Source organism: Nostoc sp. DedQUE04, assembly GCF_034530995.1.
Lineage (GTDB): Bacteria > Cyanobacteriota > Cyanobacteriia > Cyanobacteriales > Nostocaceae > Nostoc.
Genome location: NZ_JAVRCA010000052.1, coordinates 18,209 through 38,103, shown reverse-complemented (window position 1 = coordinate 38,103; position 19,895 = coordinate 18,209). Strand labels below are relative to the sequence as shown.

25 protein-coding genes and 8 tRNA genes are annotated in these 19,895 nt (G+C 40.2%); 18 read left to right on the top strand and 15 right to left on the bottom strand.

Annotation, left to right across the window (positions count from 1 at the left end; all coding sequences use genetic code 11):
* Positions 1-204 precede the first annotated feature (204 nt).
* Positions 205-1,290 (top strand): site-specific integrase, encoded by a 1,086-nt coding sequence (locus tag RM049_RS28125; RefSeq protein ID WP_322706502.1) that lies wholly within the window; start codon positions 205-207, stop codon positions 1,288-1,290.
* Between the two features lie 54 nt (positions 1,291-1,344).
* The gene (locus tag RM049_RS28120; RefSeq protein WP_322706501.1) at positions 1,345-1,551 is read left to right on the top strand and encodes a hypothetical protein; all 207 of its coding nucleotides are present in this window, start codon (positions 1,345-1,347) and stop codon (positions 1,549-1,551) included.
* 88 nt (positions 1,552-1,639) lie between these two features.
* Here RM049_RS28120 and RM049_RS28115 read toward each other — a convergent pair whose 3' ends face one another.
* The 3 genes from RM049_RS28115 to RM049_RS28105 form a co-directional block, all read right to left on the bottom strand.
* Positions 1,640-2,266, bottom strand: coding sequence for a hypothetical protein (locus RM049_RS28115; RefSeq protein WP_322706500.1), 627 nt, complete (start codon positions 2,264-2,266; stop codon positions 1,640-1,642).
* Positions 2,267-2,316: 50 nt separating this feature from the next.
* Positions 2,317-2,883: a hypothetical protein gene (locus RM049_RS28110; RefSeq protein ID WP_322706499.1), complete on the bottom strand. Its 567-nt coding sequence runs from the start codon at positions 2,881-2,883 to the stop codon at positions 2,317-2,319.
* A 108-nt stretch (positions 2,884-2,991) separates the two neighbouring features.
* Positions 2,992-3,417: a hypothetical protein gene (locus tag RM049_RS28105; RefSeq protein WP_322706498.1), complete on the bottom strand. Its 426-nt coding sequence runs from the start codon at positions 3,415-3,417 to the stop codon at positions 2,992-2,994.
* 230 nt (positions 3,418-3,647) lie between these two features.
* On the opposite strand from RM049_RS28105, the gene RM049_RS28100 reads away from it, so the two are divergent.
* Positions 3,648-3,902 carry a hypothetical protein gene (locus RM049_RS28100; RefSeq protein WP_322706497.1) on the top strand — a complete coding sequence of 85 codons (255 nt, stop codon included), beginning with the start codon at positions 3,648-3,650 and terminating at the stop codon, positions 3,900-3,902.
* Between the two features lie 129 nt (positions 3,903-4,031).
* On the opposite strand, the gene RM049_RS28095 is transcribed toward RM049_RS28100, so the two are convergent.
* Positions 4,032-4,763, bottom strand: coding sequence for a hypothetical protein (locus RM049_RS28095; protein WP_322706496.1), 732 nt, complete (start codon positions 4,761-4,763; stop codon positions 4,032-4,034).
* Positions 4,764-4,852: 89 nt separating this feature from the next.
* Between RM049_RS28095 and RM049_RS28090 the strand changes: the two genes are divergently transcribed.
* Entirely contained in the window at positions 4,853-5,011 is a 159-nt protein-coding gene (locus RM049_RS28090; RefSeq protein ID WP_322706495.1) for a hypothetical protein, read from the top strand.
* Between the two features lie 30 nt (positions 5,012-5,041).
* Here RM049_RS28090 and RM049_RS28085 read toward each other — a convergent pair whose 3' ends face one another.
* The 9 genes from RM049_RS28085 to RM049_RS28045 all read right to left on the bottom strand — a co-directional run bounded on the left by RM049_RS28085 (position 5,042) and on the right by RM049_RS28045 (position 12,078).
* A complete protein-coding gene (locus RM049_RS28085; protein ID WP_322706494.1) occupies positions 5,042-5,578 on the bottom strand; it encodes a hypothetical protein in 537 nt (178 codons plus the stop codon).
* Between the two features lie 450 nt (positions 5,579-6,028).
* Positions 6,029-6,490, bottom strand: a complete 462-nt coding sequence (locus RM049_RS28080) for a hypothetical protein (RefSeq protein WP_322706493.1) — start codon at positions 6,488-6,490, stop codon at positions 6,029-6,031.
* 607 nt (positions 6,491-7,097) lie between these two features.
* Entirely contained in the window at positions 7,098-7,481 is a 384-nt protein-coding gene (locus tag RM049_RS28075; protein ID WP_322706492.1) for a hypothetical protein, read from the bottom strand.
* Complete coding sequence (locus RM049_RS28070; RefSeq protein WP_322706491.1) at positions 7,409-9,034, bottom strand: ATP-binding protein; 1,626 nt, start codon at positions 9,032-9,034, stop codon at positions 7,409-7,411. Before RM049_RS28070 ends, RM049_RS28075 begins: the two co-directional genes overlap by 73 nt.
* A gap of 3 nt (positions 9,035-9,037) precedes the next feature.
* Positions 9,038-9,616, bottom strand: a complete 579-nt coding sequence (locus tag RM049_RS28065; protein WP_322706490.1) for a hypothetical protein — start codon at positions 9,614-9,616, stop codon at positions 9,038-9,040.
* 18 nt (positions 9,617-9,634) lie between these two features.
* A complete protein-coding gene (locus tag RM049_RS28060; RefSeq protein ID WP_322706489.1) occupies positions 9,635-10,285 on the bottom strand; it encodes a hypothetical protein in 651 nt (216 codons plus the stop codon).
* Between the two features lie 134 nt (positions 10,286-10,419).
* Positions 10,420-11,124, bottom strand: a complete 705-nt coding sequence (locus RM049_RS28055) for a hypothetical protein (RefSeq protein WP_322706488.1) — start codon at positions 11,122-11,124, stop codon at positions 10,420-10,422.
* Positions 11,117-11,575 (bottom strand): hypothetical protein, encoded by a 459-nt coding sequence (locus RM049_RS28050; RefSeq protein ID WP_322706487.1) that lies wholly within the window; start codon positions 11,573-11,575, stop codon positions 11,117-11,119. Before RM049_RS28050 ends, RM049_RS28055 begins: the two co-directional genes overlap by 8 nt.
* A gap of 284 nt (positions 11,576-11,859) precedes the next feature.
* Positions 11,860-12,078, bottom strand: a complete 219-nt coding sequence (locus tag RM049_RS28045; protein WP_322706486.1) for a helix-turn-helix transcriptional regulator — start codon at positions 12,076-12,078, stop codon at positions 11,860-11,862.
* A 145-nt stretch (positions 12,079-12,223) separates the two neighbouring features.
* Between RM049_RS28045 and RM049_RS28040 the strand changes: the two genes are divergently transcribed.
* A complete protein-coding gene (locus RM049_RS28040; protein ID WP_322706485.1) occupies positions 12,224-12,745 on the top strand; it encodes a transposase in 522 nt (173 codons plus the stop codon).
* Between the two features lie 13 nt (positions 12,746-12,758).
* Complete coding sequence (locus RM049_RS28035; protein WP_322706484.1) at positions 12,759-13,373, top strand: hypothetical protein; 615 nt, start codon at positions 12,759-12,761, stop codon at positions 13,371-13,373.
* Between the two features lie 123 nt (positions 13,374-13,496).
* On the opposite strand, the gene RM049_RS28030 is transcribed toward RM049_RS28035, so the two are convergent.
* Entirely contained in the window at positions 13,497-14,534 is a 1,038-nt protein-coding gene (locus tag RM049_RS28030; protein ID WP_322706483.1) for an XRE family transcriptional regulator, read from the bottom strand.
* A 293-nt stretch (positions 14,535-14,827) separates the two neighbouring features.
* Between RM049_RS28030 and RM049_RS28025 the strand changes: the two genes are divergently transcribed.
* On the top strand, positions 14,828-15,715 hold the full coding sequence (locus RM049_RS28025; protein WP_322706482.1) for a hypothetical protein: 888 nt from the start codon (positions 14,828-14,830) through the stop codon (positions 15,713-15,715).
* A gap of 255 nt (positions 15,716-15,970) precedes the next feature.
* On the opposite strand, the gene RM049_RS28020 is transcribed toward RM049_RS28025, so the two are convergent.
* Positions 15,971-16,258, bottom strand: a complete 288-nt coding sequence (locus RM049_RS28020) for a hypothetical protein (protein ID WP_322706481.1) — start codon at positions 16,256-16,258, stop codon at positions 15,971-15,973.
* A gap of 566 nt (positions 16,259-16,824) precedes the next feature.
* Here RM049_RS28020 and RM049_RS28015 point away from each other — a divergent pair.
* From RM049_RS28015 to RM049_RS27965, 11 genes are all read left to right on the top strand, one after another.
* The gene (locus RM049_RS28015; RefSeq protein WP_322706480.1) at positions 16,825-17,310 is read left to right on the top strand and encodes a DUF6985 domain-containing protein; all 486 of its coding nucleotides are present in this window, start codon (positions 16,825-16,827) and stop codon (positions 17,308-17,310) included.
* 225 nt (positions 17,311-17,535) lie between these two features.
* A complete protein-coding gene (locus RM049_RS28010; protein WP_322706479.1) occupies positions 17,536-17,964 on the top strand; it encodes a hypothetical protein in 429 nt (142 codons plus the stop codon).
* 437 nt (positions 17,965-18,401) lie between these two features.
* Complete coding sequence (locus RM049_RS28005; RefSeq protein WP_322706478.1) at positions 18,402-18,923, top strand: HNH endonuclease; 522 nt, start codon at positions 18,402-18,404, stop codon at positions 18,921-18,923.
* A gap of 196 nt (positions 18,924-19,119) precedes the next feature.
* Positions 19,120-19,194 (top strand) — tRNA-Asp (locus tag RM049_RS28000).
* A 6-nt stretch (positions 19,195-19,200) separates the two neighbouring features.
* A tRNA-Glu gene (locus tag RM049_RS27995) sits at positions 19,201-19,277 on the top strand.
* 5 nt (positions 19,278-19,282) lie between these two features.
* Positions 19,283-19,357 (top strand) — tRNA-Cys (locus RM049_RS27990).
* A 5-nt stretch (positions 19,358-19,362) separates the two neighbouring features.
* Positions 19,363-19,437: transfer RNA gene (locus RM049_RS27985), tRNA-Ile, on the top strand.
* A gap of 3 nt (positions 19,438-19,440) precedes the next feature.
* Positions 19,441-19,512: transfer RNA gene (locus RM049_RS27980), tRNA-Trp, on the top strand.
* Between the two features lie 127 nt (positions 19,513-19,639).
* Positions 19,640-19,713 (top strand) — tRNA-Glu (locus tag RM049_RS27975).
* A 6-nt stretch (positions 19,714-19,719) separates the two neighbouring features.
* Positions 19,720-19,801, top strand: a tRNA-Tyr gene (locus RM049_RS27970).
* Between the two features lie 4 nt (positions 19,802-19,805).
* Positions 19,806-19,893 (top strand) — tRNA-Ser (locus RM049_RS27965).
* The last annotated feature ends 2 nt before the right edge of the window (positions 19,894-19,895 follow it).

The following is a 19,895-nucleotide window of genomic DNA, read 5'->3' as shown; positions in this document are numbered from 1 at the left end:
TGGTGGCTTGTGCTTGAAACAGAGGCTTACTCAAAATGCTACATCTCGATCGCAAAAAACCCCAAAGGCAGGGCATTAATTGACCACAAATACTGGAGCAAGCAGTTAAGCACATCCACTTAAAGAATAGAATAATATAAAAGCTTCCTGAAAGCGCCCTTCCAGGAAGCTATATGTTTATCGTCGCGTAACCCTAAAGACCAAATGGATGTTACTAATATTGAGGTGGCGCAGGTCGAAATTCTGCCTACTACTCCACAACCAAGTGTAATTAAAAACACGAAGGCTCAAGTAACCCCGGAGTTGGTAGAGGAGGTAATTCGGCAATATTATTACCGCACGCCTGCGGTGGGTAATGATGAGGAGTTAATTTTAGCCTGGGCTGGCAGTCAAAACCGCGAACAAACTAAGCGTAAATACTACCGTTTTGGTCAAAAATTGCTTGATTGGGTACGGAATGAAGGTATACCTGATTTAAGATTAATCCAGCAACCAAAGTTACTCGAATTTATTGCTTCTTGGGGTGAGGTTTCCCCTTATACTAAAACGAACCGAGTGCTGATATTGCGATCGCTCTGGAGTTATGGGAGCGGGGAGAGTATTGGCTATTTTTTGCGGAATATTGCAAGTACGATAAATTACGATAATTTCAGTGTTTTACCGAAGGCAGAGCGGTATCTAGAAGATTGGGAAATGGAAAAGCTGGGTAAGGCTGCCTCTTTTATGGGGGGCAAGTATTGGCTAGTTTTTAACTTGATTTTTTACAGTGGGATGCGGGTTGGCGAAGTTGGTAGAGTAACGGTTCCGGGTGATGAACGGGGTAAACCCAAGGAAGATTATCCGGGCTTGTATTGGCGCGATTTTAAATGGCAATTTGACCCAACGCCGGAGGATAGACAACGGGGGTATTACACAATTAAGTTTTGGGGTAAGGGTGGCAAGTACCGAGAAATTGGCTTAGACCACGAGACTTCAAAGTTGTTGAAAAAGTATCGGGGGATGGCTAGTGATAAGATGCCAGTGTTTCCAAATGTCTCGCCTGACCCGAAAAAGCGCGGTTTGCCCTTGAGCGACAGAGCTATTAAAAGGTTGATTCAGGATATATCTGAAGTGGCAAAGTTAAAATTCTCTTGCCATTGGCTACGGCATTCTCACGCGACAAGAGCAGTCGAGCATAAAAATGTTTTTGAGGTGCAAAACCAACTTGGGCACAGTAAAACCGATACAACAAAGGCTTATGTCCGCACAAAAAAAGACGCAGGCACGGGTACAGTGTTGCCGAGGTTTTGATTAGTTGATATTTCTTTTGACAATCTACGTTATAAAAACAAAGCGTTCCATTTTATGTACTGTCCAATGGGTTTAGATTGTCGTCAAATGACAGGTGTTGACTATAAATGCTCGAATATCTCAGCTTGCAACGAGCATTCCCGCAAACCCTCAATGGTCAAGATTGTGTTTTATTTACTCAACCAACAAATGTGTCAATTAGAGGATATATTTGTTGATGAAAAAACACTGGCTGAGTTGTTGCAAATTAGAGCTATCTAAATCTCGGCTGACTTTTAAACGCTCTATTTCTTGCTGTAGTTCTACAATGATTTTCTGTAACTCACGTATTACCTTGCTCTTTATTTGATTAATCACCCTGATTTTTATTATTTAGGATTTGCCTTAATGTACTTTCATCAGTAAACGCTATTTTTACAATAGGGTTATTTATTCTTTTTAAAAAATTATCTACTCCCATGAAACGTATTATATTTTGTATATCTCTTTTTAGATTTTTGTCTTTATTAATACTTTTAACCAATTCTTCGGCTATTTCAGCTTTTTTAATTAAATCTTGAGAGTTTTCATTTGTACTTATTTCTATTTTTTCTAAGAGGTTCATGATTCGATTAATTGTTAGTGAAATCCTTGAATCACTTGTTATGTATAGTTCAGCTAGTTTTCGTATTAATATATCATTTTCGTTCTGTAAATCTTCTTGTCGAAACTCTATTTTTTCAGATTGTGATATTTTATCTTTCTTAGCTTTAGCTTCAGTCCGTCCTGCAAGAAATCCTATTCCAATACTAACAATAGCTGTTATAACAGGTAGAAAAGACTCTATTAGTTCTGTTTGAGATATTTCGTGAATATCAACATTAGCATCATTTGACTTTAATCCATAGGAAAATACTATTAATCCTACGAAGGTTAAATTTAAAAATAAAATAATAGGCAATAAAAAACGGAAAAAAGAAGTATATCGTCGGAGCATGGCTTTATTTTTATTTTTTATGAATTGAGCATTGAAACTTAACTAGCAATTTAATTACTAGCAGGTACTATATAAGCTAATAAGAAATAAATCCCAAACATTGTAATAATAGCAATAGCATTTAGAATAATACATCCTTTGACAGTTATTTTATTATTTACACTATCCCATCCAAGTAATCCTACTATTACTGGAACAAGCCAGAATAGATTAATTAATATAAATGCAATAGCTAATAAAGTAAAAGTTGCCGTATTAGATTGCCTTTTTGGAGTTTCGGTAATTAGAGTTAATATGCCTCCTAACATTAAATCATAACCTACTGCTAGATTATCTAAATCCCCCATGATATCTTTAGCTTTTTGAGCGCCTTGATTGATTAATTTGGTGACTATTTTTGATACACCTATTAATAGAACCGTTAAAGTAGGATATAGAAAAATTTTAAAGCCCAATGATTCTATAGTTTTATTGATTGAATCATTCTCCAGTGATACATTTGTTACTTCAAGGCTAAGTGCGTTTGTAAATGCATTACTCACAGGTTCTAAATTAATTGGATTTCCTAAAAAATCAAAGAAAAAAACTAGAAATTGATATACAAAACTTTTATCCATTATTTTTTCAATTTTATTGAATGTAGTAGTCTACCCGCTCCAATATCTCTCCTATCACCTCAAAAATATTGCCGCTTGAGGTTGGCGATCGCATCTTCATCAAAATCATCAACTTGATACAGCATCAACAACCTCTGGCTTAACTTCCTTGGGTTTTTTCTCAACGTGGAATCCTATTAATTGTCTATACTTTGCATCCATTAAACTTAAGAGTCCCTTACCCTGCTCGTGCTGTCTTCTGATGCCAAGTTTAATCATATTCTCTTGCGTTGCTATTTCGTAAGCCGTTTTCAGGTGGGCAGCGCTTGGAGCAGTATCTCCAATTATTTCAGAAATATCATTTTCTATGAAAGCATCACCACCAACTCCCGACTCATCTTCAATGCGAAAACACGATAAAATGGTTTGCCCACTCAAAATACTTAAAACTATTTCCTCGCTCGATCGCCCATTACCGAATAAATCTAATGCGGTTAAAAAGTTGGGCTTTCCATAATTAGGATCTAACAGTTTTCTGCGTTTCGACTCTCCCATATAGACCTCAACTAACTTGATTCAACAAAACTATAGATTATTATCTCAAATATTTCTGATATCTTGGTCGTGGGGTGTCGTAGTTTAGGGTCATTCGTTATACACTCGACAAACAAGCGATCGCCTAGACAGGGAGAGTTAACGCTCTCGCATTTTCCCCACCGTCCTCTAAGTAGCAGCAAAGCACGTCCGGACTTGATCGATCACCCATTCAAAAAGTGAACTAAGTTATGAATCTAACTTTCCCGAATTCGGGAAAGTTTCTGAATCAGGTATGGAGCCGAGATTTGAGTAATTTTCTGCAAGATGGTCTGGAAACCCTTACCCTGTCTGGTTTTGATAACTTGTTACTTTCGAGTCAAAAAAGCCGTTATTTACAACGTAAAATCAAACCTTTTCAGGTCATCTTGCAGATTTTTGGTCGCATCTCGGCTCAATACCTAATTGATAGTCCTTGTGTATCTTTCGGTAAGGATGAAGAATAGGCTTTCATACTGCTAGAAAGCATTACAATTGGTCAAACCGCAGTTTAATTATACTGATGACCTTCACCCATTCTCTGTACCCAGATAATTGGTCAGACCTTGCGTAGCTTGCCGCCGTAGGCATCGCAGTTAAACAAGAGGGTGAGGGAAAAGAGTTAAGCTTGCATTGGGATGCTCCCAAAAGTGTTGAGGGAGACTAATATTGAGCTTTAAGTGACGTTCTTCAACAATTGAAACAGGCAACTCATGACCATCTGTTGTATATTTTGAACTCAGAATTTGCAACTGCTGTTGGGTAACATCTGCACTTTTATCGCTCGTTGGATCTTGACCAAACCATGCTCTAGCTGTTTGAGAGCCAATGTTTAAACTAGTAGCTGTGATTACTTCTATTGGTAATGAGTCTTTGGGAAGTTCTCCCCAATACTCTATGGGAAAGTTTCGTAGTTTAATGATTGCACCTGCTGGTAAAAATAATGCTTGAAAACTGCCTGTGCCGTGGAAACGACCAACTATAACTTTACCTTTCCCCTCAAAACCGAAGATACTAGCTCCGTAAACACCGCTTTTTTCATACTTAACACCTGGGCTGAGGCTATAGGGTAAGATAAACCAACGAGGGGCAGAGCGGTTATTCCATAGTGTCATATCAAACATGAGCGTGATCTGAGGTGGTTTCTGTCTATGCAAACCCACATACTTCATTTCTACGACACTCTGGTTTGATTCTTTGTTTATCCTTTTTAATGAATCATTTGGCTCAGTTGCCAATTCATTTAAATACCAAAAGGTCAAGTTGCTAAACGAAATAATATTAGTCAAAGCTAGCAGTAAGGCAATCACCAAAAACGGAAAATTCATAGCTGCATTAGAATCCACGCGCAATTATAATTGTCTTGGGTTCGGCTCTAGGCTGATAAAAAATTTATCGCAGACATTGAAGCCGAACTTTGGTACGGACAAGTCGAACAAGCAATGGCCAAGCTCGTTTTCCTCTAAGAAAAAATGAGAACCGTTCTCAAGCCCAAAAACTCGGTCGTCGTGACTGGGATTTGAATGATGCGATCGCTTCCCTATTTTCAAGCGAGGATGATGAGCGATCGCACTAATAACGCTATATATTAAGTTAACTTCTCATCTTATTTAGCAGTGACAAGCTGACCTGTAAAGAAGAATGATCCACCATTTTGTCCATTACCTTGTAGTGGATTCCCTTGTAGAGGAAACAGACGAAGCTCAATTGTCCCTTCTACTGTTTGAGTTATCGGATTAAAAGTAGCTCTATAATCATTTCTTGCAATACCGCTACCGCCCTTGTTTGAAAGACTAAAGTTGAGTGCCCTACCTGTAATCTCCTTCTTTCCATTACACGCCCAAGTACCCACAGATGTGGTAAAAGGATCAAACTGACCCGTAACACCACCTTGGTTTGAGTCACTACTAATCAAGTTGCCTTCTTCAGTGAGAGTGATCAGCGCGCGTGAAGCAAACTTTCCTGCTTTGTCTTTAATTGTCGTGAGGTATGTACCAGCGACAAATTTGCTGCAAACTTTCAGTTCAGAATTGGTATCAATTAAAGAGTCAGCCTTCACTTTTTGAATGTTCCAGATATCCAAAATGCTCACTGTGGAAAGTACACCAATTGTTAATCCAAGCAAAGTTTTACGAATTTTCATGAGAAACAGTAGTAAAGAATTTATGAAACTCTACTTAGAAACATATACATAAACAAGAAATATTTTTGGTAAATTTTGGTTAATGCTTGATTAAAAAAGGCGATGTCTGCGACGGGCTATGACGCTCCTGCGGACGCTCGTACCTCTCTACCGCTCCGCTAACGCTACGCTATCGGCGTCGCGTGTCTTGGCTAATGAGCGTAGTTTACCGCCGCAGGCATCGCACTTAAACCAAAAACCCAGTTACGATGACTGGGCTTTTGATGGGGTTATATTCCCCAAGGGCTATTTATAGAAGTTATTTATAAGTCGCTGTTCTAATAAGGACTACAACGCCTAGATAGCGAATTCCAGAAAATTTGAGTGCCATTGTGCTGTTGTCTCTCACTTTTTGGATGGACAAGCCGTTACGCGTCTTGGCTCCCTGTCTCACTTGCCTCTAAGAAAATTCTAAGAAACTTTTGGTGGCCTGCCTAAAGTACACCACCATAAACCGTTTTTATCAACTACATACCTATCATATTTAATGTGATAAACCTTGCGATTAAGATTTACTGCGATCGCAAAGCCATATTTAAATTTATTTTCTATGACTAATAACTCATTATCTACTGTATAAAAATCATAATGCTTACCTCTATGATATGGAAACTTTTCGGCTTCTGCATATCCATATTTTCTTATCTCTTGAGCAAAAGTCTTTTCATGATAGTTATAAGGCAAAAATAATTTTACTTCTGTACATCCATCTTCAATTAGTAATGGAATCTCCCAAGCCTCACAAACCCCAACACAGTATTCTCTGTTAGGGCATTTCCACCATGAATAACAATCAAATTCATTATGTTTACCAAATTTTGTTTGTTCACCAAATTCTGTACACTCTAGCCCAAGAGGGCATTCTGGATACATATCAGGTGTTAATTATTTCATTACAAGCGTTTACGTACTGTCTTTTATCCGACTCTTTAAAAGTCCTAGTATTCAAATAAATACCAATAATATGATTTTGCATTAACAGTACTTTTGTAATAAAGGATAAAGCTCTGCTGCAATTATCTCGAATTGTTCACCATCTGGATAGGGACAAGCAATTTCTTCTCCATCTTCATTGCTCCAATATTTAGTATTGTAATCAAAAGTTAATATCGCTCCTCGCCACCATGCAGATACGGAGAGTCGATTGTTTCCATAACCAACTGTGAAATCTATTTTTTGATCACGGTAAAAATTATCACTTGGATTTGATGGGCGGTTGCGTGAGCTAACAAAATCCTCTGTATAGTATCCTTAGAATTCGATATCAATAAAATTATTTACAATTTTATAAATTAGCTTGAAGCGCCTGTGTGGATAGTGCTGTGCAGCAATTTGAGATGCTGCTAATTCAAGTTCTAGTGGTAGTGTTTGCATCATTTTTAAGTGCTTGCAGTTTTTGTATTATACCTTATATTCCTTTGTGTATATTATTAATGATTCCCCTGACGAAGTAGAAAGTAATCGTCAGTAAATAGTTGTTTCATTCAATCCCACCATATAAAAGCTGATAACCGAGTTTTAAGCGCCTTGTAAACTCTGGCGTATTTTGATTGTTCCAAACAGGATTACTTTTATCCTTCTGCCAATTAAAAGAGGAATGGCATAGCTGCTCGTGGCAGTCTAAGCAGACAGGGAATACTGTTAGACCAATCTCATCATTCCCATATCTGGCATGATGTAATTCTTCTGAGGGACGAACGAGGCACACACAGCACAAGCCCTTTGCAGATTGATGAGCGATCGCACATTGTTTTTTGTACTTCTTAATATCTCCATAACGAGCATCCCAGTTTAAAGACCCAGATACTTCATTAGTTCTCTTAGCCCCTCGTCGTTGAGTCTGTGACCTGTCAGTTCTTCCCACTTTGCTTTTACGTTTACTGATGATGGTCTTCCCACTTCGCTTACCCATTTCTTTATTTCCTCATGCCAATCTCCATTACTAACTGTTGATTGTTGTTTAGTTTGGACTGAGGGTGATGCGACTGATTCACTACTAAAGTTTTTACTTTTTGGATAGTTGTAAAGCTCAACTTCTACAGGGTTCTTGTCATTTACCCCTTTCATTTTTAACAGCGCTTTACCGATACTAATAGCCTCCCCGTTTGACCCAGCTTTAGCAATACAATCGACTCTGGGAGAGCTATCAATTAGCTTTGAAAAACCTTGCAATTTGCTAGAAATACTAGTCTGATTATCTGAATGAGCAGTCAGACAAACTGTATAACCCCACTTTCTAATATTTGTTAATGACTGCTTTAATAAATCAGCCCATAAATCAGCATCTACACCGTGAACCTCGTATGTATTGCTTTCCATCAGAAAGATAGCTACTTTCCCCTCTAGCCCGCTCTTATCTTTGATGTGGTCTAAATAATCATCCTCATCAATTCCGAGCCTCCTAGCCTGTTGCTGACGATCTCTGATGGTTTGGGGGAATGCCTCGAAAAAAGTATTGATTTCATCAGCGTCAGCCAATACCTGAACACCAGACCAAACAGCAGGATTAGTTTCAGGGTTAATGATGACAATATGCCAGCCATCATCCTTGAGGAGTCGAATCATTAAGCGTTCAAGCGTGGACTTACCCGAACCCTGCTCACCACTCAAGACTCTAAAAGGCAACTTCAAAAGTTTGTTAATCCATTGATACTGTTCTTCTAGTTCAAGCTTGTTTGATTTGGAATTAAAAACTGAGTTTTGTTCCTTATCCCCCAGAACTTTCTGTTTTTCCTTATCAGCCTTGGCTTCACCTAATCGTTCTTCAGCAATTTTCTTTCTTAATTCAGCAATTATCAACTCGTATTGAGTCATACCCAGATTGTCTTGCATCTGCTGTTGCTGGACTAATCTCTCAGTGGAAATTAGCCCAGCTTCAACACGATTTTGATTATCTACAGCCGAGTAGATATCAGCCTTGAACTGAGTATTTAATTGAGTAGCAACTGTTTTTAAATCTCGCTGTGATTTCTTATCCTGCCACAGTTCAAAGTTGGTAGTCTTAATGTCCTCTAACCAGCTGTAATATTTGGATTGCAGCAAAGAGTTGCGAGTATAAATTACCAAACTTATCGCGCCAAGGCTTATAGCTGTTCCAGTTAACGCCCAATGCTGATTGGGGTTATCAGTTGGTAGCAAGCGCTTAAATTGCACGTCTTCACGTTCGGGAATACGGCTACCAAATAACCCCCTCATGTCCCATTCCTCGCGGAGGATAAACCGAGGAACTGAGCAATACTCCAAATCAAGTTTTTTCTGTTCTGGCGTGTTATGCCCATTAGCAGAAGGGGGACAGAATCTCACCTCTACTAGGTCGTAGGGCTGTTTAGAAAGAGAAAAGAGGGTGCAAAATACAGCCAGCAAAAATAAAACCCCAATCGTACCCAGTTCTACAGCTGCACCTACACCCTTGCTCACTGTTTACCTCCGATTAGCTATGCCTTGAGCAAATATTGCTCCAAAGAATAAAACCCCAGCAATAACAATTGACAGCCACGGATCGGTTTGAGGGTACTGTTTTTGAATTGTCCTAATATCTTCTGAAATCTGAACTATGGTTTGATTGGACAAATCGTAGAGTATTTGATAATCCTTAACTGCTAAGTAAGTTGTAATGCTAGCAGTTACTCCACCAATAAGTAAGTTACCTGCTTTTTGCATATTTGAAACCTGAAGTTGACCATCTATGTAATTGATGTTGATACCAGAGATTAGAAACGAGGTTGGGACAAATGCAACAGTGAAGCACAGTGTTGCAGCTGTCCACAAAGCACCACTACCACCAATGACTAAACACCACTTAGCGATCGCTACTCCTGTGGCGTGAAAAGTCCAACTCACAAAAAAAGTAAAAATCTTTTTTCTGACGAGTAAAGTTTCTTCTCTGCGTTGCAATTCTTGTTGCAGAATCTCTGCTAAATCCTTGGGAAGTGCTGTATCTGGCGCATACATAACACTTCCATCACTTTCACTCAGTTCTTCTAATTCCTCTGACAGCATAGTGACACTATATTTTTACTAGAATCCGAGAATTGCCCGTTTAATTTTGGCTAGTGATTCCCCGAACCCTCCACCTATATAGTTCTTCTGGGGTATTAATTCAGGTTGGGATATATCGCCATATTTCAGTAGGTGGTCAGCGACTCTATCTTTTCTTGCCAAATCAGCGTCAATTTGCCGAAACTCTGGTTTATTGCTTGCTTCCAACAAACGAGTATCGCCATCAACGTGCATCATGTGTTGGTCAATGTAAGCATTAAGCTTGATGTAGTCAATTGTTTGACTGTGGCGGATTACTTCAGTTTGCTTAGATGTAGCAAATGTTGCTGCTAGTTCTTTGCGATCGTTTCCATAACGCTGATTAGCAAGCATTACCTCAGCCGAGGCTCTATCAATTGCTATTGATGAACTGGCAGCTTGCTTAATAACTTGAGCAATACCAACATTTAAATCCTGTGTTCCCTGAATTGTTGAAAGTGCAGCCGCCTGAACTTTAGGCATAAGTTTAGTAATCAATGCCCCTTCACGCCCCATCTGCCCTAATTTTTTTAGTGATGTTTCGTCCCCTTCACAGCACTTAATTAAAAAAGCTGGGTCAATTCCAAAAGTATGTTGCATCCTGGATTGGATGCGTCTACCTTTAGTTTTCATGTGGTTTTTTATATTCATTCCATACCTCAGTTTGTCTGTGATATTTTTTCAACTGTTGGATTTGACGATAGGAGTAGCGATCGCTCATCATTTTTACGCTCCAACTGCACCCAATCATTAGCCAGAGAAATGCAACGATTAGCAGTGCAACTCTACGCTGAATTTTTTGAAACTTTAAGGCGTTCGAGAGTAGCAAAGACTGAGCTTTTAAAGTCTTGTTGTGATTGCTCTACATCACGCCCAAACTGCTGCAATCTAAGAGAGATATGCTGCGATGTATCCTCATTGTTAGACTGAACATGGTTATAAACCCGCCCAAACATTGCATCAATTTTTTGTATACCTTCCTGCTTTTTATGGTCAGCGTAGGCACACAATAAGTTTTCAGTTTGATTGAGAACATCATTTAATGTGGTGTCAATACTATCAATTTGACCAGCTACATACTCAATATCAGAATTAGATAACTGAAGTGACATTTCCACGGCTTTAGTACTCACGATGCCTTGTAACTGTTGCTCAGTCAAAACGAGGCTGGATTCAGCAGGTATATCGTCACTTCCGTTCACATTATCCTGATTCAAAACGCCAGTTTCTACAACCGGAGAAACTTCGGCAACAGACTGGCTCTCTAAGAGGGTGGACTCTTGCTGAGTTGTTAAAGACAATTCACCTTTAGAAAAATGATTAACAGTCTGATTGAATTGTTCATCAGTAATACTATCAATATCAAAGCCTTGAGAATCAAAGTACTCTTTAATCTGTGTAGGAGTAGGAGTATAAGAATTACCGCCAGTAACTCTACGCTTGTAGAGAGAGTTGTAAACTCGTCTGACTCCTGCTGGTAAACTAGCCATTTTTTCTGTTCTTCCTTGTGTCAATGAATTTCCAAACAACTGCTCGATAAATCACAGCAAACATTATCTCAGTTGAATAACAGGTTGATTTGTTGTATTTAGAGCCAGATTGTTTAAACCATCTATAAATTGTCGAGATGTCTGGTCTAATTTCTTGGGTAATCAGTAATCTGATAAATTCTTCACCAGTTATAAACTGAGGTAGTAAATTTCTAGCTTTATCAACTGCTACTAATAAAGCTCTAAATTCCAGTGGTGTTAGTGATAGCTTGGGGTATCGCTTTCTAAGAAGTGCGTATTCGTGAAGATTATTTGAGTTTAGGTCTAACCCTGTTTCTGTGATGAAACACTTTACAGTTCGCCATGTAGTATCAGCAACTCTATCTCCTATGAAAGCCTCATAAACCTGCCTCAACTCTCGGTTAAGTATTTTCTGCAATGTGCATACCAATTTTCTTTACCTCCTAATTTGCATCAAATATTTGCGAAACTTGGCAGGGAATTTACCAAGTTTTGACACCAAATTGATTAATCTTTTGCACCAAACTGTTTGTTTAAGCTGGGTTTTCGGAGTAAATTGTTTGTCTCCTATACCTGATTAATGCTGCAAATAATCAGCGTTTTACCTCTGCCTACAAGGATTGTGAGCCTTAAGTTTTGGTGCAAAAACTATCTGACTAAATTAAAAACCCCCTAACCAGTAGGGGGCAATGACTAAAATCTATAAGCTCAAAATTAAAAAGCTATTGGTGGGGGTGGCTCAATCCCTGATTCTTTCAAAACCTGTAGTAGTTGCACGACTCTAACAGCCAATTCTCTGGGCGTGGCTTTGTTTGTGTTCCATTGCGAAATAACTCTGGGTGATGTCCCAAGAGCGATCGCTGCTTGTGCCTGACTGGGGTAACTTGCGATCGCATTTAGAACGTACTCGCGTTTTTGTTCTTCTGCACTCATAATAGTTTTGCTCCTGTAGCCGAATCCTACGGTGGGCGATAAGTCCCCGACGTGCCAGCGCCGGGGATATATTTATTCTGAAAATATAACAAATTTAAGAAAACGTGCCACAATTCTAATAAAACATCCAACATTTATAATAAAGATGGATGAACAAGAAAGCTCAATGGCCCATAAATATCTGTTGTCTTACTACTACGTCTCCCCGCAAGACGCGGAGAGGATAGACACTTTCAGGGAGGTTTCGGGTGATACCGAAAAAACTTTAGTCACTCAATATGTGAGGGGGTGGATAGGCCGCCATCGAGATTATTATCAACAGTTGGCTAAATTTGATGCCCTTCATCGGGAAATCTCATTTCGGCAGTGGGCAGAAATTGTTGTTTTGCAAGGAGTTGAAGCGTTACCCCCATACAAACATGAAGTTAAGGATATCCCAGACAACCCATTAAAGGATGTTGTTTTATCCCCAGATGTTGTTAGGAGGGGCCTGAATTACATCATGTTAGGGACGCAAAATTTAGCGTTCCTTCGGATTGGTATCCATTATGACAGAGATAATGCTGTTGGCTTTGTCTCAAGGATCGTTAGGGAGCAGTTTGATCGCAACTGGGACAAATTGTACTTGCCCCAGGTGGAAGCTGAAAATTTTGAAAATTGGATTTAGGAGTAATAAAACAATGGTGCAAGCAGCAGTATCTACAGAACTAACACTAGAAACAGTAATTAATCTGTTTTTAGAAAAATTGGGAGAGCCGACTGATGAATGGCAGCGTCAGGCATTAGAGGAATATAAAAAGGGTGATGCCAAGGCAGTTAAAAAAATCTACGCCAGTCATCTTAGAGATTTTTACAGCAAATGCCTGGGATTTTTGGTGAGCGTGACAAACACAAATCCTAATTTACGTAAAATTTTGGCGGCTGCGGCTAATGCGGTGGCTGACCATGCACAGGTGAGAGCTTTAGATGAAATCAGCAGTGGTAATGCCATTGCTTTTGAGTCTGCTGACCCTGTAGGGAATGCAACAACCAATATTCTAAAATTTCTCAAACCCAAAACTGATTATCAGCAATTAGCTCTGGATTCCAGAACTAATTATGATGCTCTAAAGGAGCTAGAGAAGGAAAATCCAGAGGATCATCTAATCAAAGCTTTGCTGTATTTGACTAAAGCGACTCCAGATTCACCAGTACTGTACACCATCATCGCTGAAGCTGCTACAACGGCGGCACTGTATACCAGGAATTTGGAGCATCAAGAAATTAGTGATGCCATTAATGCTGCACTTAACTAACAATTTTTCTTAGAGGAAAAGGGCGATCGCGGGTTTGAGAGTGCGATCGCCTTTTTTATAGATTTTGTCAAAACCTACATCATCGGCGATTAATCAACCTACTCTCAGCATAAGCAAAGACTTTCATAGCAACTTTAGAAAAAGAGGCTCTAAGCAAGGCATTACTTGATATTGCTTTGTCTGCTGCAATATACTCACTGGCTGGTCTTCACTCGGTTCCCACTTGTCATCATCAGGTGGCGCTCCAAATCGGACATGAAGGGTAGCAAGTCTTTTTGCAGATGAGTTTGCTATTTGATGAGCATAATGACGATCAATAAAAACCCAATCACCCACTGTAAACTTTTCTGCTTTACCTGAAAATTTTTGACCTGATGGATATGCTTCAAATGGTACATTTTCACTTGGTACATTTTCACTCTTACATTCTTCAGGTGGAAGTAACCAGTGCGTCATTTCACCTTCGAGTATCAAAATAGCATCAAGTGAGTTCCCATGATGGTGCATCGGTGATTCCTGACTAGGTTCCCAACCAATTACATACACAGACAAATATCTTGTTTGAAGAATTAGTTTTCGTGAAAAGTGCTGCTCATTAAAGCAAATGTCTTTGCTCAAAAACTCATGGGACAGTCTAACTTTTTTTGATATTTCACAAAACTTTTCAAGCGTTATTTGATTTGGCAAAACATAGCTCAATTGAATAATAAGATTGTATAGAATCAAAGCGTTAATAATTTTTTCGCAATCAACTTCCTTAACTTGCTCTCTCGCATCACATTGAGGCTGATTAATTATTCGATCAGCTTGGTCAAGCCAGTATCGAAGTTGGTTGTCATAGAGAGTAGCAAAGGATGAAATCTTCGTTACTGCCTTTTTATCGTTATTAAACAGTGCCAGACAGTAACTTTTTACAGCGTTCAGCGTATTGGGAGTTAAGTCAAAACGGTAATGTTCTTGAAGTTGTTTCTCTGGTTCTAAGTCTTCTAAGCTACAGTTAAGAATCTTACATAGTCTACTTAAGTGGCGAATCCATTTTGATGCACTACCTTTTTCCCAGTTGGCAATTGTATTCTCTGATACTCCAACTAGCAGGGAAAGTTCTGCTTGAGTAAGTCCCATTTTCTCGCGCATCTTAGCTATTGGCTTTTCTGTGCTCATATTCTTGAGTGTTGCTCCTTGCTACCCACTAATATATGGCTCTCCTAGAATAACCCACAGTTACCTTCGTCACAAAGCATTAATATTCACAATGCGGAAGCCTGATAAATTAATTTTCCATATCTACAAAAAATATGTTCTTAAAGCCACAAGTTTTTGTGGGTCACGCCCACTTTGCTGGTAAAATTGTGTAAAAAACACAGCAAAGGAAGAAAGTTGGTATCGCAAGCATTCCTTATGCTGTTGTTAACTTGCTTGCATATTTTTAGTAAACCTTTGCCTTTTATATACCTATGTTATCAACAGCACGTAAGGAACTAGCAGAATCTTTGATTGTAAGTATTGTGCTTGGAATGGTGACTACAATTGCAAAATGGATAATTCCGAATGAAACGATTTGCTCCATAGTCGTTGGTTGCTTGCTATTGAGCATCCTTGTCGTCTTACTTCTGCCACAAATCTATCGGCTTGTACGTTCTTACAACACTTTAGCGTCATATAAAAATTTTCATGAGCGGAGTCAAATAGAGCATCAGTTAATGCACCAGGTGCGAGATATGTGTCTTGAAATGTTAGTAAGCGTCCCACCTTACACCACGCCGACACCAAATCCAGGATGTACTCCAGCACCATATCCTCTGTTGCAACAAAATCGTGACAAAATAATAACTTTGCTAGAGAGAGTAGCTCAACTATTTCAACTCCTTGTTCCTCCAGGCACAAGGGTATGGGCATGTATTCGAGATCGTCGTGCTGATGATTATTACTACACATTTGCTCGTGCTGGAAAGTATAACCCTAACCGCTCGATTAGCTCACTTCCAATGCACAAAGACCATTCACGAACTATTCGATGTCTTAAAGATTCACTCAAAGATAAGGGGGTTTGTGTTTTGATATCAGGTTCTAAAATGGGAGAACAAATGTGGGAAACTCAACGAAATGATAAGTACGGAGAAGATAAATCTGTAATGCTTGGAGCAGTGCTGACAAAATCTTGGGATCATCAAAAAGGAGATTGGTCAAATAGAAAACTAGCCTGGATTATTGGGGTTTGTGCGGATACTGAAAACGCTTTTAGTGAAAAGCATATTCCACTAATGCAGTGCTGTATAGATATGTTCTCTATGTTAGCTAATGTGATGATTCGTAGCACCTACCAGGGGTTAACAAGTCCGTAGTCTAATACAAACTCAACATTTTCTTAGAGGAAAAAGGCGATGCAGGGTGCGATCGCCTTTGCTTTTGAGTGATTCTTCCAGAACAGAACCAGAACCACAGGCTGGATCAGAGAGTGAGAGAAGAGATCAGTTTCTTAGAGAAAAAGGCGACCCAGTGCGTAGTTTACCACCGTAGGCATCGCCTTTATTTGTTGAGAGCGATGTCTACGACGGGCTACGACTACGCAGTTCTTCGACTAGATCGCCTCTTAATTCCTATGCTGATTCCGGTAAAGTCACCGTCTTAGGCGTAGGTTTTGCTGTATGTGCAGGCTTAGGTATGGGTGTCGCCGATGGTGTAGGCACAAAGAAACAGTTGTTAATTTGTACCTGTCCTTGGCGCTGGCTTTGAGTTTGCCATTCCTTATAGGCAACTCCGCCTCCAATACCTAATGAAAGGAGACAGGCAGAACCTACAGTAATAGTTCTCCGAGTAAGCAAAATTCCCCTTTGCACTGGCTTAGAATTGCGGAGCAAAGAGCAAAAATGTTCTATTAAATTCATCAGTTTTAACCTCTACTGAGAAATAAAACGGGGCTTGTAGCGAAAAGTCCAGTAGAAGGAAAAGCCTGAAGCTATTAGCGATAGACTTCTAGAACTTCGTCCTTAATACTTTAGTTCCCTTCTTACAGCAAACTGCCCTTGTGGAGGGGGCAGTTTGCAAATACTTATGATAATTTAGCCCCGCCACGCATATTGTAACGCAAAACAGGGCGAAATTCTAAAAGTCTATCGCTACATTCATAATAGCATCAATTACCCATGATCATAATGATCTTAATAATGAAGATAAGTAAAAGAGGGAAACAAACACTCAAGTATTCATGTACCAATAAAAGCTTGAGTAGCGTCATAGCTAGTAGCTATACGCCAACTAACTTATCCTCGTGATTACTTTTTTACTTAGCATTGAGCGATCGCTATAGCACCAGTGCCACAAGATGGGTCAGATACAGTGCTACGCTGCGATCGCCTACTCCAGGAGGTAAAGTACTCTTAATTGCAGACTACACAAAATCTAGGGAATGTGGAACTGCTAACTATATATATTAAGAACGCATATATTAAAGATGATGAAGAAACTCTGGGCGAGTTATTACGATGCTGAGTTTGGACAGATAAGAAACGAATCCAACCACTGGACTCTAGAACAATATGCTGTTTTAGGCGATCACTGTGTACCAATTTGTGTGGATTTTGAACAGGGGCAGATAGGGGAACTCTCATCGCTCCAGCGTGAAGCTATTCGGCAAGCTTTAGCCTTGCCAAGCGATGTGTTAAGCATCACTGCGCCTTTGGTGCTGCAAAATTATAATGTATATCGTGAGATGATAGGGGATGAAGAAATGCCGCAGCTGGCTAATCCCATTCAGGTTTGGGATGAGGTGACTTTCTCATATATCTATGTGCCGCCCCACGTTGAGTATGACCTGCATATTCCTACTTTTAAGTTGATAGCTGAGTGTGACTGGGAAAAAGAACACGGCTTAGAAGTGCGCTTTCGTAGTGGAGTAGCAGACGATGCAGATCAGATAGGTGAAACAGGACGGGTCTAATATACCCATGCGATCGCTGCTGCACTCAACTAACAATCTTTCTTAGAGGATAAAGGCGATCTGGTGCGTAGTTTACCGCCGTAGGCATCGCCTTTTCTTAGAGGATAATCGGATACTTGAGGGGAGCATTAGGGCAGAACTGTTCCACGTCTTTTGAGTGCCGTATATTTACAGTTGTCCAATAACATACAAGAATATTGCAAATTAGTAGCTATACCTCGATACATGAAAAGTTTCATCTGTTATGTTACTCTGCTCTTATTTGGCACTAGCTTACTAGCTAACAGTCCTAGTACTGCCAATGAATCATCTATTACTAGCAATAGTCTCGTTGTTGCAGAAACTACAAGTAGTGAAGAATTCATCGCTAGGGGTACAGAACCCTTTTGGAGTGTTACTGTGAGCAAGAAGGGAATTGTCTACTCTTCGCCAGACACAAAACAGCAAACCTTCTCCTATGTTGCACCTCTAAAAGCAGAGGCGCGTCCCACAGACTTAGTGCGAGTTTACCGACTTAAAGGCAAAGGTAACAATATCTTAATCATCAAAAAAGTTGATGCCTGTAGCGATGGTATGTCAGATAAAGAGTATCCATACTCGGCAATTTTTATCCTGGGGAATAAAGTTTTAGAAGGTTGTGCTGAGAAAAAATGATGCCCCATCTGCAAATTTAGCCTTTACCACCAAGGCATTCACGCAGCGTTCGCCCATGCCCAGAATTGTGCAATAGACAAATGTATACTACAACTGTATTATTAATCTAAGTCTCAATTACAAATACTACAAGCCTTCAATGATAACCAGATTCTCCTCAACCATTAGTAGCGCGATGCATTGCCGACCCAACAAGGGTTTAGGCAGAGTATTCGCGTTGCTTGCGTTTGAGAGAATGTATCGGTTATTAGGCTGTAAATCTGCAAGTGAAGGCATTTTTGAAGCGATTGCTGGATGGCTGAATCTAGACCAACTTATCCAAAGCGGGAGGTGCAAATGTCTTACAGCACCAACATAGGGCAAAAAGTATCAACTACCTGACCCCCGCTCCTGTTCACCAGAGGCGGGGGTTATTTTTTGAGGAGTGGATTTAACGTATGCAAGCTCAACCACACATATTACAAAATTCGGTGGTGGTGTTCTCTAAGAACTACCTACCACTGGCACGTATCAACATCAAACGAGCAATCGTGCTGTTAGTCACAGGTCAGGCAGAATCGTTGAATTTTGGCAGTACAAAGCAGTGGGAAGTGCGCTCACCTAGTGTTGTACTACAAGTTCCCGAACATATTCGCTTGACTGTTGGTAATCCCGAACGGCACTGGAAAGTACCACCTGTAAATCGGCGTGAGGTACTCAAGCGAGACAACCACACCTGCCAATACTGCGGTAGCAGCAAGCATCTGACCCTTGACCATGTAATACCCCGCTCAAAAGGTGGACAACACAGTTGGGACAACGTTGTAACTGCGTGTGAAAAGTGTAATTCAATCAAGAGCGATCACTTACCGCATGAAGCTGGAATGGTACTTAAAAACAAGCCTAAAGCCCCAATTCACCCAGCAGTAGCATTTGCCGAACAGTTTTGGAACACACAACGCCTGAGTGATAACGAGTAATTTACTTCAAACCTAGTCAGAGAGGGCAATAAGCTCGATTACGTAACACTGCCCTCTCAGTTCTTTCAAAAAGTTTGTAGTATGCCCTTGACATTTTATAATACATTATGTAGTATGTAGTGGAAGACTACAGCCTCTCAAAAAGGCATAGCGCAAACACTTCTGAACCTTGAAAACTTAATAGGATGCCATATTTGGGGGTGTAGCTCAGTTGGTTAAGAGTGCCTGTCTGTCGAACAGGAAGCCGCGAGTTCAAGTCTCGTCATCCCCGCCTAATAGCCTTGTGGACGAATAGATAAGTCGTTCTGATTCTCAGTCAGAAAGAAGCGGGTGCAACTCCCGTCAAGGCTTCCAAGTGTGTCCGAGTAGCCAAGTGGGAAGGCGTTGGTCTGCAAAACTAATCATCGTGGGTTCAATCCCCACCTCGGACTCCAAGCATTGCAGTGTAGCTTAATGGCAAAGCCCCAAGCTCATAACTTGGTTTATGTGGGTTCAAATCCCACCACTGCGACCAAATGCACAGATGGTGTAACGGCAACACCACAGTCTCCAAAACTGTTGTTCTGGGTTCAAAACAAGCGTCTGTGCGTTGCCGTGTCCTGACCGAAAAAGCTTACATACTCGCCTAATGGTAAGGCAACTGTCTCTAAAACAGTCTATGCAGGTTCAATTCCTGTTTATGAATCAACAGCTTTTTCAACTTACATGGCATACATGGTGCTGTAGGCAAATTGGTAAAGCCACCTGTCTTTCAAGCAGGAGATTGCGGGTTCAAGTCCCGTCAGCACTGCCTCATGGGTCGGCTCACCTATTGGTGTAGGTAACGGTCTGTAAAACCGCCGCGTTCAGTGTTGCTGGTTCAATTCCAGCCCGGCCCATTATGGAGAGATTGCTATTGGCAGGGCAAGCTGTTTGCTAAACAGTTGTGAGATTCATCATCTCACTGTGGGTTCAACTCCCTCTCTCTCCGCC